The 14,922-nt window shown below is 66.3% G+C and carries 17 protein-coding genes; 1 reads left to right on the forward strand and 16 read right to left on the reverse strand.

The annotated features are described in order from the left end of the window. Nucleotides 1–37 precede the first annotated feature (37 nt). Genes DFR45_RS02750 through DFR45_RS02810 form a run of 13 tightly spaced genes read right to left on the reverse strand, consistent with a single transcriptional unit; the run spans nt 38 to nt 12,376 of the window. Nucleotides 38–298 (reverse strand): DUF2274 domain-containing protein, encoded by a 261-nt coding sequence (locus tag DFR45_RS02750; protein WP_011516297.1) that lies wholly within the window; start codon nt 296–298, stop codon nt 38–40. Further along, complete coding sequence (locus DFR45_RS02755; protein ID WP_114482136.1) at nt 295–1,563, reverse strand: TraB/TrbI/VirB10 family type IV secretion system protein; 1,269 nt, start codon at nt 1,561–1,563, stop codon at nt 295–297. The genes DFR45_RS02750 and DFR45_RS02755 overlap by 4 nt, the downstream gene beginning before the upstream one ends. Before the next feature lie 2 nt (nt 1,564–1,565). After that, complete coding sequence (trbG, locus tag DFR45_RS02760; RefSeq protein WP_062832703.1) at nt 1,566–2,549, reverse strand: P-type conjugative transfer protein TrbG; 984 nt, start codon at nt 2,547–2,549, stop codon at nt 1,566–1,568. After that, nucleotides 2,546–3,250 carry a conjugal transfer protein TrbF gene (trbF, locus tag DFR45_RS02765; RefSeq protein WP_031656899.1) on the reverse strand — a complete coding sequence of 235 codons (705 nt, stop codon included), beginning with the start codon at nt 3,248–3,250 and terminating at the stop codon, nt 2,546–2,548. Before trbF ends, trbG begins: the two co-directional genes overlap by 4 nt. A gap of 12 nt (nt 3,251–3,262) precedes the next feature. After that, nucleotides 3,263–4,642 carry a P-type conjugative transfer protein TrbL gene (trbL, locus tag DFR45_RS02770; protein ID WP_066695124.1) on the reverse strand — a complete coding sequence of 460 codons (1,380 nt, stop codon included), beginning with the start codon at nt 4,640–4,642 and terminating at the stop codon, nt 3,263–3,265. After that, nucleotides 4,639–4,971 (reverse strand): hypothetical protein, encoded by a 333-nt coding sequence (locus DFR45_RS02775; protein WP_066695122.1) that lies wholly within the window; start codon nt 4,969–4,971, stop codon nt 4,639–4,641. The genes trbL and DFR45_RS02775 overlap by 4 nt, the downstream gene beginning before the upstream one ends. A 12-nt stretch (nt 4,972–4,983) precedes the next feature. Next, the gene (gene trbJ / locus DFR45_RS02780) at nt 4,984–5,724 is read right to left on the reverse strand and encodes a P-type conjugative transfer protein TrbJ (RefSeq protein WP_066695120.1); all 741 of its coding nucleotides are present in this window, start codon (nt 5,722–5,724) and stop codon (nt 4,984–4,986) included. Between the two features lie 11 nt (nt 5,725–5,735). Continuing rightward, nucleotides 5,736–8,180 (reverse strand): conjugal transfer protein TrbE, encoded by a 2,445-nt coding sequence (trbE, locus tag DFR45_RS02785; RefSeq protein ID WP_114482137.1) that lies wholly within the window; start codon nt 8,178–8,180, stop codon nt 5,736–5,738. A gap of 15 nt (nt 8,181–8,195) precedes the next feature. After that, complete coding sequence (locus tag DFR45_RS02790; protein WP_046988731.1) at nt 8,196–8,468, reverse strand: VirB3 family type IV secretion system protein; 273 nt, start codon at nt 8,466–8,468, stop codon at nt 8,196–8,198. Beyond that, nucleotides 8,465–8,848, reverse strand: a complete 384-nt coding sequence (locus DFR45_RS02795) for a TrbC/VirB2 family type IV secretion system protein (protein WP_114482138.1) — start codon at nt 8,846–8,848, stop codon at nt 8,465–8,467. The genes DFR45_RS02790 and DFR45_RS02795 overlap by 4 nt, the downstream gene beginning before the upstream one ends. Continuing rightward, nucleotides 8,845–9,909, reverse strand: a complete 1,065-nt coding sequence (gene trbB, locus DFR45_RS02800; protein WP_114482139.1) for a P-type conjugative transfer ATPase TrbB — start codon at nt 9,907–9,909, stop codon at nt 8,845–8,847. The genes DFR45_RS02795 and trbB overlap by 4 nt, the downstream gene beginning before the upstream one ends. Next, nucleotides 9,906–10,370, reverse strand: a complete 465-nt coding sequence (locus DFR45_RS02805) for a ribbon-helix-helix protein, CopG family (RefSeq protein WP_114482140.1) — start codon at nt 10,368–10,370, stop codon at nt 9,906–9,908. Before DFR45_RS02805 ends, trbB begins: the two co-directional genes overlap by 4 nt. Continuing rightward, a complete protein-coding gene (locus tag DFR45_RS02810) occupies nt 10,367–12,376 on the reverse strand; it encodes a conjugal transfer protein TraG (RefSeq protein ID WP_114482141.1) in 2,010 nt (669 codons plus the stop codon). Before DFR45_RS02810 ends, DFR45_RS02805 begins: the two co-directional genes overlap by 4 nt. Nucleotides 12,377–12,411: 35 nt before the next feature. Between DFR45_RS02810 and DFR45_RS14325 the strand changes: the two genes are divergently transcribed. After that, on the forward strand, nt 12,412–12,615 hold the full coding sequence (locus tag DFR45_RS14325) for a hypothetical protein (protein ID WP_066689930.1): 204 nt from the start codon (nt 12,412–12,414) through the stop codon (nt 12,613–12,615). On the opposite strand, the gene DFR45_RS02815 is transcribed toward DFR45_RS14325, so the two are convergent. Genes DFR45_RS02815 through acuI form a run of 3 tightly spaced genes read right to left on the reverse strand, consistent with a single transcriptional unit; the run spans nt 12,612 to nt 14,849 of the window. Continuing rightward, nucleotides 12,612–12,878 (reverse strand): EexN family lipoprotein, encoded by a 267-nt coding sequence (locus tag DFR45_RS02815; protein WP_174564687.1) that lies wholly within the window; start codon nt 12,876–12,878, stop codon nt 12,612–12,614. The two genes, DFR45_RS14325 and DFR45_RS02815, sit on opposite strands and share 4 nt — an antisense overlap. Nucleotides 12,879–12,880: 2 nt before the next feature. Continuing rightward, nucleotides 12,881–13,825, reverse strand: coding sequence for a LysR family transcriptional regulator (locus DFR45_RS02820; RefSeq protein WP_066689937.1), 945 nt, complete (start codon nt 13,823–13,825; stop codon nt 12,881–12,883). A 37-nt stretch (nt 13,826–13,862) separates the two neighbouring features. Continuing rightward, nucleotides 13,863–14,849: an acrylyl-CoA reductase (NADPH) gene (gene acuI / locus DFR45_RS02825; RefSeq protein WP_066689939.1), complete on the reverse strand. Its 987-nt coding sequence runs from the start codon at nt 14,847–14,849 to the stop codon at nt 13,863–13,865. Nucleotides 14,850–14,922: the final 73 nt, after the last annotated feature.

Here is a 14,922-nt window from a genome sequence, read left to right on the forward strand (position 1 = left end):
GTAGTTTGGATACGACAACGGCAACATATTCAAAATCTCATCCCTTCGGCGCAGCCGTGCGGGAAGACGATCGGGTGTCGTCTCCCCTGCCCCGCCGGAATCCTCGATCCCCAGCAATGAACGCCTCCAGCATGTGCGGGATCAACGTCGTTGCATCGACGGCCTCGCCATACGCCTGCGCGTGCAGCGCGGCGTAGGCGTCCAGGTCGGCTTTCAGGCTGGCCGGGCAGGTGAACGTCAGCTTCGTGCTACCGCTGGACGGCAACGGGCCGAGGCGGAGTTTTCGGGCGGTACTCATCGCGCACCTCCAAGCTGATAGAACATGGGTTGGTAAGGACGCAACACGAGGTCGCGCGCCACGATCACCCGAACCGGCAAGCCCGGCCGTGCCGTCAACGTCGGCTGGATGTTCATGTTGCGCCGGGTGATCTCTTGCCCGACCTGATTGATGCTGTCCTGGGCGCTGTCGCGCCCGGCGATGACGATGCGGTTGCCGTCCTGGCGGTTCTCCGGCGCGGCCAGCTCGGCGCCGACGCCCAGCAGCGTCGTCAGCACCGCACCGGCAAAGATGCGCTTCCAGTGCCAGTCCACGTCGTCTTCCAGGCCCGCGTAGCCGGCCGGGTCAGTGCCCACGAGGTTGTCGAGCGTCAGCGATGACGTGTCCGGCAGGATGATCCGGTTCCACACCACTTGCACGCGGCTCTGCCCATAGCTGACCTGGCTGTTGTATTTGCCCAGGATGCGCGATCCCTGCGGGATCAGCAGGAACTTGCCCGTGGCCGTGTCATAGACCGGCTCCGTGACGGTGGCGATCACATCGCCCGGCAAGTCCGACTTGATGCCCGTCACCAGCGCCCCGGCGATCACCGTTCCAGCCATGACCTGATACGGCGACGTCGGCAGCGCCAGATTGCCGGAATTACGGGTTTCCGTAGAACCGGCTTTCAGGAACGCCTCTTTCTGGTCTTGCCGGTTCTGCACGGCGGTCGGGTCGGCGGGCTGGGCCGCCGTCGAGGCCGGCCCGGCGGCGAGCGGATCGAAGGCCGCGAGCGTGCTTGCCACGCCAGGTACGCCCGGCGCTGCCTGCGCCACCGTGGCCGCGGCTTGACCACCCGAGCGGAAGAACACCGACGAAGCCGCAGCGGCCTCCGCTTCCTTGCGCAAGGCGTCGTTGGGATCGTGGCCGGGGGCCGCGTAGGCGGCCACGGCTGGCTGCTGCGAGTTCACGATGGCCGGGCCGAGGTCGCCCGGCAGCGGCGGCCCCAGCTCGGGCACCTTCGGCGGCAGCTTCGAGTAGTCGGCCGGCAGGCCGTCCAGCCCTTCGGACTTCGAGACACGATCCACGTTGTAAAGCTCGGTCTGCTCGCCCGCGCCACGCCGCTGCGGCTGCAATGACCAGATCGTGGCCCCAAGCACGGCGACCGACAGGCCGCCGACGAGGATGGCCAGCGTGCGCCGGTTTAGGCGCGTGACCGGGCGCGGCTGGGCGCGCAGCGCCACCGCCTCGGGCGCGACCTTGCCCGCCTGCGGCGTGGCGAGGTCGGGGGTGTTGTCCTGGCTCATGGTCAGTTCCTCCGTGCCACGCCATCCGTGCGCTCGATCCGCACCACGTCGCCCTTGTCACCGCCCAGGCGCAGTTCGGCCGCGCCGAACAGCCGATCCACGATGTAGTACGGCGAGCGGAAGCGGTAGTTCACCAGTTGCCCGTCGCCCTGCGCGCCGATGACAAACAGCGGCGGCAGCTCGCCTTGCGCGATGCCCGCCGGAAACTGGATATAGACCTTTTCGCCGTCATCGAACGCACGCAGCGGCTTCCAGGGCGTATTGCTGCCGCTGATCGCGTAGCGGAAGCGCAGGTTCTCCAGCGCCAGCCCGGTATCGACAGGCGCGGCGGCATTGGCCGCCTGCGCCTGACGCTGCAAGGCCAGCATCCGGTCGCGCGGATACTCCCAGGACACGGACGCCATCCACGTCTTCTCCGTCGAAGCCAGCTCCAGCAGGTACGTCCTGCGGCTGGTGGTAATGACGAGATTGGTCTTGAGGCCCGAGCGGATCGGCTTGACCAGCACGTTCACGCGCAGGTCGGCACCGCTACCGCTGGACGTGTCGCCCACGATCCAGCGCACGGTATCGCCGGCGGCCACCGTCACCAGTTCCTCGCCCGGCTGGAGCGAAACCACGGTCACACGGCCGACGGCCGCATAGACCTGATACAGCGCGCCATCGGTGAAGGGCCAGACCTGAATCGCATTGACGTAGCCCTCGCGCGTGGGCGCGACGCGGGCCTCGGCATTGGCGCGCGAGACGCGCACCTTCTCGTCGGCCGGCTCCGGCGCGGGTTTGGCGTCCTCGAGCGGCTTCAACTGCGCCGGCATTGGCAGCACCTCGGGCACGGCCACCACTTCCACCGGCGCGGGCGGCTCCGGCAGCGGCTGCGCCTGCACCGGCTCATCGAGCGAGATGGTTGGCGGTGGCTTGCCCTGCGAGGCGCAGCCCGCGAGGGCGAGCAGGATCGCCGGCAAAGCGGATTTACGGAAAAGATCATTCATGGCTTGGCTCCTTCGGAAGAATCCAGTTCGCGGCTCCACGACAGGCCGTTGACGTAGATGCCCAGGGGGTTCTTGCGCAGGCGTTCTTCGGTGCGCGGCGGCTGGAGCACGATGGACACCACGGCCGTCCACCGCTCCAAGCCCGCCGCGGCGCCGTTGACGTAGCGGCGTTCCGTCCAGCGCACGTTGAAAGACGTGTCGCTGGCGCGCACGACGCTGGTGATCTGTACCGTCACCGACTCCTTGCCGATGCGCGCGAACGGGTCGTTGACCCGCGCGTAGTCGTTGAGCACGGCCGCGCCCTTGTCGGTCGTGTAGTCGTAGGCGTCCAGCCAGTTCTGGCGGACGACGATGGGGTCGATGGACAGCGAGCGCACCAGCGTCACGAAGCGCGCGATGTGGTGCGCGGTCTGCGCATCGTTGGGCCGGTACGGCGTGGCGGCTTCGCCCACGGCGCGCACCTGGCCCGCGTTGTCCACCTCCACGACGTAGGGCGTCACGAAGGACTGCGCCGAGCGCCACACCAGGCCGCCAGCCATCAGCAACGCGAGCGTCAGGCAGCCGAAGGCCATGAGGCGCCAGTTCTTCGCCTGCACGCGCGGCGAGCCGATGCGCTCGTCCCACACCTGGCCGGCAGCTTGGTACGGCGTGGCAGGCTGCGGCGTGTCGGCATAGCGCACCTGCGGTTTCTTGAATCGCATGGTCAGTTCTCCTTATGAATCGGAATCGCGCAGGCTCGGCCCCTGGCCGGAGCCGCCGCCATCGCCACCGCGTAGCGTGTGGGCGGTGGTGGTCGCGGCATGGGTGAGTTGCTGGCGGCGATGCAGGCGTTTGGCCCAAGCGGGCTGTTCCTGTTTCTGTGCGGTAGCGGCGCTGGCTGCGGCCTCGCCTGCGCCACCCTGACCGGATGCCGCACTGCCATCGGCAGCAGCGCCATTCCAGCCAGCGCGGAAGGGAGCGGCCATGCGCTGCCCGGCAGCGGAGGCGCGGGATGCCGCGCCTCGCCCGGCTGCCTGCGCGCCGGTCTTGGCGACGTTGCCCAGGCCCGCCATCGCGCCCTTCGCGCCGCCGCCAGCGGCGGCGGAACCGGCCTGAAACGCCGACTTCGCACTGCTGGCCGCCGACGTAGCGGCGCGCGCACCGCTGCCGGCCAGCTTGGCGGCGGCCGGGGCCATGCGCGCGCCAGCAGCCACGGCGCCACCCACGCCCGTCGCGGCGGCGCCGATGGCGACGGCCGTGCCGGCAGCGCCGACTGCAGCACCGGCCATTGCGCCCGCGCCGAGTTGCGGCGCACCGGAGACGAGGCCCGTGGCGATGCCGGGGCCGAAGATCCCGAGCGCCAGCAAGGTGAGCGAGGCCAGCATGATGACCAGTGCGTGGTCGATGGACGGCTCGGCGGGATGGACTTGGAACTGAGCGAACAAGCCCGAGCCGATACCGACGATCACGGCCAGCACCAGAACCTTGACGCCGGAGGCCACCACGTTGCCCAAGACCTTTTCGGCGAGGAACGCGGTCTTGTTCCAGAGCGCGAATGGCACCAGCACGAATCCGGCGAGCGTGTTCAGCTTGAACTCGATCAGCGTGATGAACAGTTGGATCGCCAGCACGAAGAAGCACAAGACCACGACCAGCCACGCGAGGAACATCACCACGATGGGGTCGAGGTTCACGAACACTTCGGGAAAGCCCGCCATCTCGCCGATCTGCTCCAGAATCGGCGCTCCAGCGTCGATGCCGGTTTTCGCCAGCCGGCCCGGCTGCAAGAAGTTCTCCATCGTGATGGCCGAGCCGGTGGCGGTGATGCCCAATCCCGCAAACGAGCGGAACACGATGCTGGCCAGCCAGTTGAAGTTATTGATGATGTAGGCGAAGGCACCGACGTAGAGCACCTTGCGCAGCAGCTTGGCGATCACGTCCTCGCCCTGGCCGGTGGCATGGCTCATGGCCCAATACAGGCCGACGATCGTCATGTCGATGACGATCAGCGTGGCCGTGAGGAACGCCACTTCGCCCCGCAGCAGCCCGAAACCCGAGTCGATATAAGCGGCAAAGGTGTTGAGGAATTGGTCGATGATGGTCACGTCATTCATGGCGTGTCCTCCGGTTCGGCGGGAACGGCCGCCGCCATGTCATCGGCCGGTTCCTCGAAGCTCGGCGGGATCGGCGGCAGGTCGGCCAGCGTCTGGTATTCATCCGGCCCGGCCCGGCCGGAGAAGAAGCGCCGCCGGAAGGCTTCGGCGGCGGCACGGCAAGCGTCCTCGCCCGTGGCCTGCATGACCTGTCGTGGATGGGCCGTGCATTGCTCGCGCAACGCCTTGAGCCGCACTGGATCGGCGGCCAGGGCATCCGCAAGGTGGCCGACCGGCTGCTCGCCGCAAGCGGCCAGCAGCGCGGTACACAGGACGAGGACGCATCGCATGGCGGCCTCCCGTCAGTTGCCGTAGAAGTTCACGGACTGCGGTGTGTACGGCGTGCCGTCACCCAGGAAGCGCCGCCGCACCTCGCGGGCGCGCTCCGTGGCCGCCGCCTGCCGCGCCAGCTCCAGCGAGGCCGCACGGTCTTGCGTGATCTGAAGCCGCTGCGCTTGGATCGACTGCTTGGCCTGCAAGGCCAGCAACTGGTTCATGGCCTGCATGGCTTGGAGCGCGCCTTGGGCCGACTGGCTCTTGCCCACGAGATCGGCCAGCACGCTTTCGTCTTCGCCCAGGTTCTGCGACACCTGCGCCTGCATCTGCATGGTGGTCTGCAAGCCGTTGAGCGTGTTCCGCCAACGCTCCTGCGTGTCGCGGACCATCTGGTCGCCGCTGACGGTGGCGGCGTACTGCTCGGGATACAGACGTGCGAACTCCCGATCCAGATTCGTCACGTCGTAGGCCAGGCCTCTGGCCTGGGCGATCAGCCGCTCGGTCGTCGCCAGGTTGGCGCGCAACTGGTTCACCACGCTGGACGGCAGGCTGGCGAGGTTGCGCGCCTGGTTCATCAGCATCTGCGCTTCGTTTTGGAGCTGACGAATCTGGTTGTTGATCTGCTCTAGCGTGCGGATCGCGGTCAGCGTGTTTTGCACATAGTTGCTCGGATCAAAGACGATGCGCCAGGCCAATGCTGGTGAAGGCGTCAATATCGTCAGCGACAGTGCGGCAGCAAGCGAAATGGAAAGCGCACGGATCTTCATGGCTGGTTCTCCTATGAGTGGTCGGCGGTACGGAGGGAATCCGGCGCGAGGCCGGGGAACGAGGGCAGCAGGTCGGCCGCCCAATCGAGGCCGCGATGGCGCAGCCAGGCGCCCGCGAAGCCGGGCACGCCGGCGTCCAGCAGCACGCGGTCTATGTCGCGCTGGTCTTGCGGCGTGGATGCGCCCGCGAAGGCCAGCGCCGCCGGCCCCAGGTCGAGGTCGAACAGGCGGTTGCCGAGCCGGGATTGGTAGTAGTAGTCGCGCTTGGGCTGCGCGGTGGCGACGATTTCGATCTGCCGCCTGTTGAGGCCGAAGCCCTCGTAGATCGTGCGAATCTGCGGTTCGGTGGCCTGCGGGTTGGGCAAGAAAATCCGACTCGCGCAGCTCTCGATGATCGCGGGCGCGATGCTCGAATCCTTGATGTCGGCGAGGCTCTGCGTGGCGAAGATGACGCTGACGTTCTTCTTGCGCAGCGTCTTGAGCCACTGGCGGATACGCGCGGCAAACGCCGGGTCATCGAGGAACAGCCAGGCTTCATCGAGGATCAGCAGCGTGGGCGCACCGTCGAAGCGTTCATCGAAACGCGCAAAGAGGTAATGCAGCACGGCCATGACGGCGGCCTTGCTGTGCATCAACTCCTCCATCTCGAAGCACTGCACGTCGGCCATGCCCATCCGATCGTGATCGGCGTCCAGCAGCTTGCCGTGGGCGCCGCCGAGCACGTAAGGCGACAGCGCCTGCCGCAGCGCGTTCGATTGCAGCAGCACGGAAAGCCCCGTCATCGTGCGCTGCTCCAGCGGCGCACCGGCGAGACTTCCCAGCGCCGACCAGATGGCCGCTTTCTCATCGGGGCCGACCGCCACGCCTTCGTGCAGCAAGCGGCCTTCGATCCATTCAGCGGCCCAGGTGCGGTAGCCCTCGCGGTCGATGCGCGCGAGCGGCTGGAAGGCGATTTCGCCATCCGTGCCCAGGTCGTAGTGTTCGCCGCCCAGGCCGAGGATGGCGGCCCGCATGGAGCGGCCCATGTCGAAGGCGAAGATGCGCGAGCCGCGATAGCGGCGGAACTGCATCGCCAGCGTGGCGAGCAAGACCGACTTGCCCATGCCGGTTGGACCTGCGACCAGCGTGTGGCCCACGTCGCCGATGTGCGTCACCAGCCGGAACGGCGTCGCGCCATCGGTGCGCGTGACGATCAGCGGCGGGCCGTCGAGGTGGTCGTTCTTCTCTGGCCCGGCCCATACCGCCGACACCGGCATCATGTGCGCCAGGTTCAGCGTCGAGACGATGGGCTGGCGCACGTTCGCATAGGCGTTGCCAGGGATCGAAGACAGCCAGGCATCCACGGCATTGAGCGTTTCGGGGATGGTGACGAAGCCCCGGCCCTGGATGGCGCGCTCCACCATGCGCAGCTTCTCGTCTGCGACGGCGGCGTCCTCGTCCGTGACGGTGACGGTCGCCGTCAGATAGCCGAAGGCAACTTGATCGCTGCCCAGCTCCTGCAAGGCAGCGTCGGCGTCGGCGGCGTTGTTGTTGGCGTCGGTATCGACCAGCGGGCTTTCCTGCTGGAAGATCGTTTCGCGTAGCAGCGCGATGACGTTCTTGCGCTTGGCGAACCACTGGCGGCGCAGGCGGGCGAGTTCTCTTTCCGCCTCGGCTTTGTCGAGGCAGAGAAAGCGCGTGCTCCAGCGGTACGCAAAGCCAAGGCGGTTGAGGTCGTCCAGAATCCCCGGCCAGGTCGAGGTCGGGAAGCCCCGCACCGACACCACGCGCAGGTGCTGGTCGCCCAGCATGGGCGCCAGGCCACCGACCAGCGGCGAGTCGGTCAGCAGCGCGTCGATGTGGAACGGCACTTCGGGCACGCCGACGCGATAGCGCCGCGTCGAGATGGTCGCGTGCAGGTAGGTCAGCGTCTGCGCGTCATCGAGCCAGTCAATCTCCGGCATCACGCCGTCGAGCAGGTCAAAGACGCGATCCGTTTCCGCGACGAAGGCTTGCAGCCGCTCGCGCCAGTCCACGCCATTCGTCGGCGTGTTCTCGTAGAGCATCTTGGCTGCACGGGCGCGGGATTCTTCCGGCGGCAGGTAAAGCAGCGTCAGGTGATAGCCGCTCTCGAAGTGATTGCCCGATTCCTCGAAGGCGGCCCGGCGTTCTTCCTCCACCACCCAGGAAAGCGGCTCGGGAAACTCCGAGTGCGGATAATCGGCGGCAGGCCGGCGCTCGGCTTCAATGAATAGCGCCCAGCCCGATCCCATGCGGCGCAGCGCGTTGTTCAACCGCGCCGACGTGGCGACCAGCTCGCCTTGCGTCGCGCTGTCGAGGTCAGGCCCGCGAAACCGGGCCGTGCGCTGGAAACTGCCGTCCTTGTTCAAGACGACGCCCGGTGCGACCAGCCCGGCCCAGGGCAGCCAGTCGGCAAGCAAGGCCGGGCGCTGGCGGTATTCGGCGAGATTCAGCATCGTGGCGTCCTCCCCTCACACGTCCAGCAGCGGGCGGTGTTTGATGTGCCGCGCGAACACGGCCATGAACTGCGGATCGACGCGCGCACCCCACACCGCCAGCGAATGGCCGACGATCCAGAGCACCACGCCGGGAATCCACAGTTGCAGGCCCAGGCCGACAGCGGCGGCCAGCGTGCCGTTGGCGATCGCCACGGTGCGCGGTGCGCCGCCCAGCAGAATCGGCTCGGTCAGCGAGCGATGCAGCGGCACCTCGAAGCCGTCCGCGAAGGTGTCTGGGGCACTCATACGACGGCCCCGCCGGAGAAGCTGAAGAACGACAGGAAGAAGCTCGAAGCCGCGAAGGCGATGGACAGACCGAAGACGATCTGGATCAGCTTGCGAAAGCCGCCCGACGTGTCGCCGAAGGCAAGCGCGAGGCCCGTGGCGATGATGATGATGACCGCGACGATGCGCGCTACCGGCCCCTGGATGGATTCGAGGATGGATTGCAGTGGGCCTTCCCACGGCATCGAGGAACCGGCGGCCTGTGCGGTTCCGGCCAGGAACAGCAGCAGCGCAGCCAGCAGCGGCCCTTGCCCCGCAGGGCGGGCCAGGCAGCGCAGCCGCGCAAGTCGCAAAGCCGGATTTGCAGAAAAACGGAAAGCAGGAACGATCATCTGCGTCATGGCAGTTCTCCAAGTGAGTCAGGGGATGGGGAAGTCGCCGCAGCGGGTGCGGCATCGGGAGGTGGCGGCAGCTCGGGAAACGGCGTTTCCAGCGCGTCCGCCTCCCAGTCCACCAGCCGGTAGCCCACGCCGTCGAAGCCGACGACGCGGGCGATGCTCTCGATGCGGCGCTTGCGCCCGCGCCCGGCGATGTGGATCACCACGTTGACCGCCTCTGCGATCAGCGCACGCGGCGGGTTCACCGCCACTTCGAGAATCAGTTGCTCCAGGCGCAGCAGCGCGCCCAATGCGGAGCCGGCATGGATCGTGGCGATGCCGCCCGGATGGCCCGTGCCCCACACCTTGATGAGATCCAGCGCCTCGGCGCCGCGCACCTCGCCGACGACGACGCGATCCGGCCGCAGACGCATGGACGAGCGCACCAGTTCGGTCATCGACACCACGCCTGCGCGGGTGCGCAGGGGAACGTGGTCGCGGGCCGCGCATTGCAGTTCCACCGTGTCTTCGAGCACCAGCACGCGGTCGCCGGTGGCGGCGATTTCGGCCAGCAACGCATTGGCAAGCGTGGTCTTGCCACTGCTGGTGGCGCCGGCGATCAAGACGTTCTGCCGCTCGCGGACGGCGCGAACGAGAAAGCCCGCCTGCGCGCTGGTCATCATCCCGTCGATGACGTACCGCTCCAGCGGAATCACGCCGATGGCGCGCTTGCGCAGCGCGAAGGCCGGTCCCGGCGCGGCCGGCGGCAAGATGCCCTCGAAGCGTTCGCCCGTTTCGGGCAACTCGGCGGACAGCAGCGGCTGGCCGCGATGGACTTCCGCGCCGACGTGGGCGGCGACAAGGCGGATGATTCGCTCGCCGTCCGCCTCGGGCAGTTCCACGCCCATCGGCGCGCGTCCACTGGAAAGCCGATCCACCCAAAGGGTGCGATCAGGATTCAGCATCACCTCCACCACGTCCGGGTCTTCGAGCGCGGCGGCGATCAGCGGCCCCATCGCCGTGCGCAGCATTTGGATGCGGCGGTCGAGCGACGTGGCACTCATGGACTGCGGAACGGCGCTCATGACACACGCTCCTGCGCTTGCGCGGCTGCCGCCGCGTCCTCCAACCGCATCGGGTCGGGATGCAGCTCCTCCACCACGTCGCGCACCAGGCTTCGCCCGCGCAGCAGGTGGCGACCCAACTGTTCAACGAACTGCTCGAAGCGCGCTTTGCCCTGTGCGCGAGCGGCCTCTTGGTGCGCTTCGGGGACTGGCGTGCTGACCGTGAGGTAGTAGCGAATGAACAGCGCCAGCGTCTCGATCTGGATGTTCTGGTCGCGCTCCATGCGCTCGGCCTGGCGCGAGAGGCGATCCAGCCGCTTGGCGATGGCTGCCTCGCGCTGGTCGGCGGCATCGGGCGACAGCCACGATGCAAGCGCCGCCGCGACGATGGATGACTTGGACACGCCTTTCTTGGCGGCCAGCTCATCGAGCCGCTTGGCGTGCTCCGGCTGGATGAACAGGTTGAGGCGGTAGTGGCTCATAGCTCGATTCCGTCGTTGGGGTCGAGGGAAGCCAGCCGGGCCGTGCGCTGCATGGCTGGATCAAGCTGGCGCGGGAGGGGAAGCGGCAAATCGTCGTCGTCATCGAGCAGCCCGAGGTCGGCCGCGGGCGCAGCCAATTCGGGGTCGTAGGCGACGGTTTCGGATAGCTCGGGCTGGCGGCGCGGGCCGCCGTCGTCGGCCGTACCCAAGTTCTCCAGGCCATCGGCGGATGCCGTGGCTGGTGCGGCAGGCACGGCAGGAATCGCCAGCCCGCTCCAGGCGTCGGCGCGTGCCGGCGGCGCGTCGGCATACTGCCCGTCCGCTAGCGCGGGCGGCGGCAGCACGCGGCGCTTGAAATTGGCGTCCGCGTAGTAGCGCAGCTTCTTGGCCTTGATCGGTGCCACGCTGGACACCATCACCACGGCCTCGTCGGGTGGAAGCTGCATGACTTCGCCCGGCGTCAGCAGCGGGCGCGCGGTTTCCTGGCGCGACACCATCAGGTGGCCCAGCCACGGTGCGAGCCGGTGGCCCGCGTAGTTGCGCTGGGCGCGCAGCTCGGTGGCCGTGCCCAGCGTCTCGGAGATCCGTTTGGCGGTGCGCTCGTCGTTCGTGGCGAACGTCACGCGCACATGGCAGTTGTCGAGGATGGAGTGGTTTTGCCCATACGCCTTGTCGATCTGGTTGAGCGACTGCGCGATGAGAAAGCTGCGGATGCCGTAGCCCGCCATGAAGGCCAGCGCCGTCTCGAAGAAGTCCAGGCGCCCCAGCGCCGGGAACTCGTCAAGCATCAACAGCAGCTTGTGGCGGCGCTCGATGCCATCGGAGCCGTCGAGCGATTCGGTGAGGCGCCGCCCGATCTGGTTGAGGATCAAGCGAATGAGCGGCTTCGTCCGCGAAATGTCCGAAGGCGGCACCACAAGGTACAGCGACACCGGATGCTCGGCCGCGATCAGGTCGGCGATGCGCCAATCGCAGCGCGAGGTGACTTCGGCCACGGTCGGGTCGCGGTACAGGCCGAGGAACGACATGGCGGTGCTTAACACGCCCGAGCGTTCGTTGTCGCTCTTGTTGAGGACTTCACGCGCTGCCGATGCGACGACCGGATGCGGCCCATCGCCGAGGTGCGGCGTGGTCATCATCCGGTGCAAGGTCAGCTCGAACGGGCTGGCCGGGTCGGACAGGAAGTTGGCGACGCCGCGCAGCGTCTTGTCTTCGCCCGCGTAGAGCACATGCAGGATGGCCCCGACCAGCAGCGCGTGCGAGGTCTTTTCCCAATGGTTGCGCCGCTCCAGCGCGCCTTCGGGATCGACCAGAATGTCCGCGATGTTCTGCACGTCGCGCACTTCATGCGCGCCGCGCCGCACCTCCAGCAGAGGGTTGTAGGCCGCCGACTTCGCATCGGTCGGGTTGAACAGCAGGCAATGCGAAAAACGCGAACGCCAGCCTGCGGTGATCTGCCAGTTCTCGCCCTTGATGTCGTGGATGACGGCCGAGGCCGGCCAGGATAGGAGCGTCGGCACCACCAGGCCGACACCTTTACCCGAGCGCGTGGGCGCAAAGGTCAGGACGTGTTCCGGCCCTTCGTGCCGCAGGTAGTGGCCGTCATGCTGGCCGAGAAAGACGCCAGCAGGCTGCGTCAGCCCAGCCTTGCGAATGTCGGCAGCATCCGCCCAACGGGCCGAGCCATAGGTCGTCACCTTGCGCGCCTGACGCGAGCGCCACACCGACATTGCGATGGCGACCGCCACGGCCAGCAGGCCGCTGCTTGCCGCGATCATGCCGCCGGTGTCGAACACCTGCGGCGCGTAGGCATCGAAGAAGAACCACCACTCGAACAGCTTCCACGGGTAATAGACCGGCGTGCCGTACAAGTCGAACCAGGGCGAGCCCAGGCGTAGCTGGTAGCCCAAGGCGGCGGCTGTCCATTGCGTGGCACCCCACACACCGGCGATCACGATGCCGAACACGGCGGCGATCTGCCCGAACAACACACCTTGAGCCTGCATACCTTGGCCTCCGATTTCTCCTGCGCTGATTCCCCGTGGAAAACGCGGCACAAAGGCGTGCCGCAGGCGTCAGGATCGGTGCCGGTTCAGTGCTGGTCAAAGACCGTTATCGGCAGCAAGGTGATGCAAAAAACATGGTTTCATGTAGGGACGAAACCAGTAAAAACGCCGCAGGCGTGGGCGCGCTGCGGCGTGTCGAGAAAGAAAACGAAGATATGCAGCAAGCCGCCAACGGTTAGAACTTCGGTGGCGTTTCCGATGGCGTGTAAGGTACCTTGCCGTCGCCGAAGAAGCGCTTGTTCGTGGCTTCGGCCACGCGGTTGCACAGCACGTCGCCCATCGTCGGGCGCTCGGTCTTGCACTGGCGGCGCAGTTCCTTCAGGCGTGCCGGATCGGCGGCCAGTTCGTCGACGGTTGGCACATTGGCTTCCTGCTTCGGCGGCTCCGACGGGCCGCAGGCTACCAGTGCAGTAACCAACAAGAACGGGGTAATCAGCTTCATGGTCATGGCTCGACTTCCTCTTGGGGGTCGGGTTTGAAGGGGCGCACGGCTCCGCCGCCTTCCGGTGATTCGAGTACCAGTACTCGTTCGATAAAGCGCAACAGCACATCGGAGGATTCACCTACTCGATGTAGTACATAGGTCGTGAGCAAAGGAGAACGCCCCGTTAACGCTCGTGCAATCACACCAGATTCACGGCGAGCCGCAATGTGCGGCGCTCCAGTAATTCCCAGAGCAAAGCCTGCTGATACCAGCGCCATCATCAAGTCGTAAGACGCCACACGCTCAGCAATCATCGGCTCCATGTCTGAGCAGCGCAGTACACGCTCAATCTGGCGGGCATGTCCTTCACACACATTCAGATCGCAGAGCACCAGCGGATAGCGCAGTACTTCTTCCAATGGAATACGCTTGTGTCTCAGCAGCGGGTGCCGTGCAGGCACTGCCACCATCAACGGATCACTCCACGCCGCCTCAGCCACGAGTCCATCACCAACGTCATCGGACTGCGCAAAGCCCACGTCGTACAAATCGTCGTGCAGTCCCTTGATCTGCTGCGACAGCGGCACCTCGAACAGCCGAATCTCGACCTCGGGCTCCTCCTGCCGACACAGCGCCAGCAAGGACGGCAGACGTGACGGCATGATGCCGTCGGACAGTGCAATGCGTAGCTGGCTATGGAAACCATTGGTAGCTGCCTTCACGCTGTCTCGCGCCTGCTGCAAGGCGGTGAAAACACGCGGCACATGCTCCAGAAACAGTTTGCCAGCACGAGTCAGCCGCGTGCTGCGGCTAGTGCGGACGAACAACTGCTCACCCAGATCTTCCTCCAGTTCCTTGATGGTGCGCGACAGCGGCGACTGTTCAATATGCAGTCGCTCGGCAGCACGGGCAAAGTGCAGTTCTTCGGCGACCGCCAGGAAGCAGCGCAGGTGTCGAAACTCCATGTTGTTCCTCTCTATTCGCTGGTTTGTGCAGAGCTGCTCAGCGATTCACATCCACCACCAGACGCCCACGCACCTTGCCGGCGAGTAGATCCTCGGAGGCAGCGATGGCCTCGCCTAATCCAATTTCCTGAGTAATCGCATCGAGTTGGACGAAATCCAGATCTTTGACCAGTCGTGACCAGGCCTGGATACGGTCGGCTTTCGGACGCGTCACGCTGTTGATCCCGAGCAGGCTGACGCCGCGTAGGATGAAGGGTGCTACTGTGGCCGGCAGATCCATGCCTTGGGCCAGGCCGCAAGCAGCCACGGCACCATCGGCGCGCAGACCAGCGCAGACGTTGGCCAGCGTGTGACTGCCGACTGAGTCGATTGCTGCTGCCCAGCGCTCGGCTTGCAGCGGCTTGCTGGGTTGCGAGAGGGTGGCGCGGTCGATGATGGTCTCTGCGCCCAAGGCTCGCAGATAGTCGGATTCCTGTGGCCGCCCCGTGGAGGCGACGACGTGATAGCCAAGGCGAGCCAGCAAAGCAATGGCGAAACTGCCGACACCGCCGTTGGCACCTGTAACCAGCACCTCGCCGTGTTCCGGACGCAGGCCGTGACGCTCAAGCGCAAGCACGCACAGCATCGCGGTATAGCCGGCCGTACCGATGGCCATCGCCTGGCGTGCGTCCAATCCGTGCGGCAGCGGGATCAACCATTCGCCTTGCAGCCGGGCGCGTTGAGCCAAGCCGCCCCAGTGCTTTTCGCCCACGCCCCAGCCATTGAGTAACACTGCATCGCCGGTACTGAAATCGGGGTCGTCGCTGTGCAGCACGGTACCAGCCAGATCTATGCCTGGCACCATCGGGAAATGACGAACCACGGCTCCGCCCTGGCCGGTGATGGCAAGAGCATCCTTGTAGTTGAGCGTGCTCCATTGCACTTCTACCGTTACGTTGCCTAAGGGCAATACGGCCTCGTCCAGCGTACTCAAGTTGGCGTGGTAACCGGAATCGTCTTTATCAATGAGGATGGCGTTGAACATATGTAGCTCCTTATCGGATGGGAAATCGGATTAGCGGGGCAAGACTGCGAGCGCAGTTGTGTACGCTGCACGG

It is taken from the genome of Extensimonas vulgaris, assembly GCF_003337425.1.
Taxonomy (GTDB): Bacteria; Pseudomonadota; Gammaproteobacteria; order Burkholderiales; family Burkholderiaceae_C; genus Extensimonas; species Extensimonas vulgaris.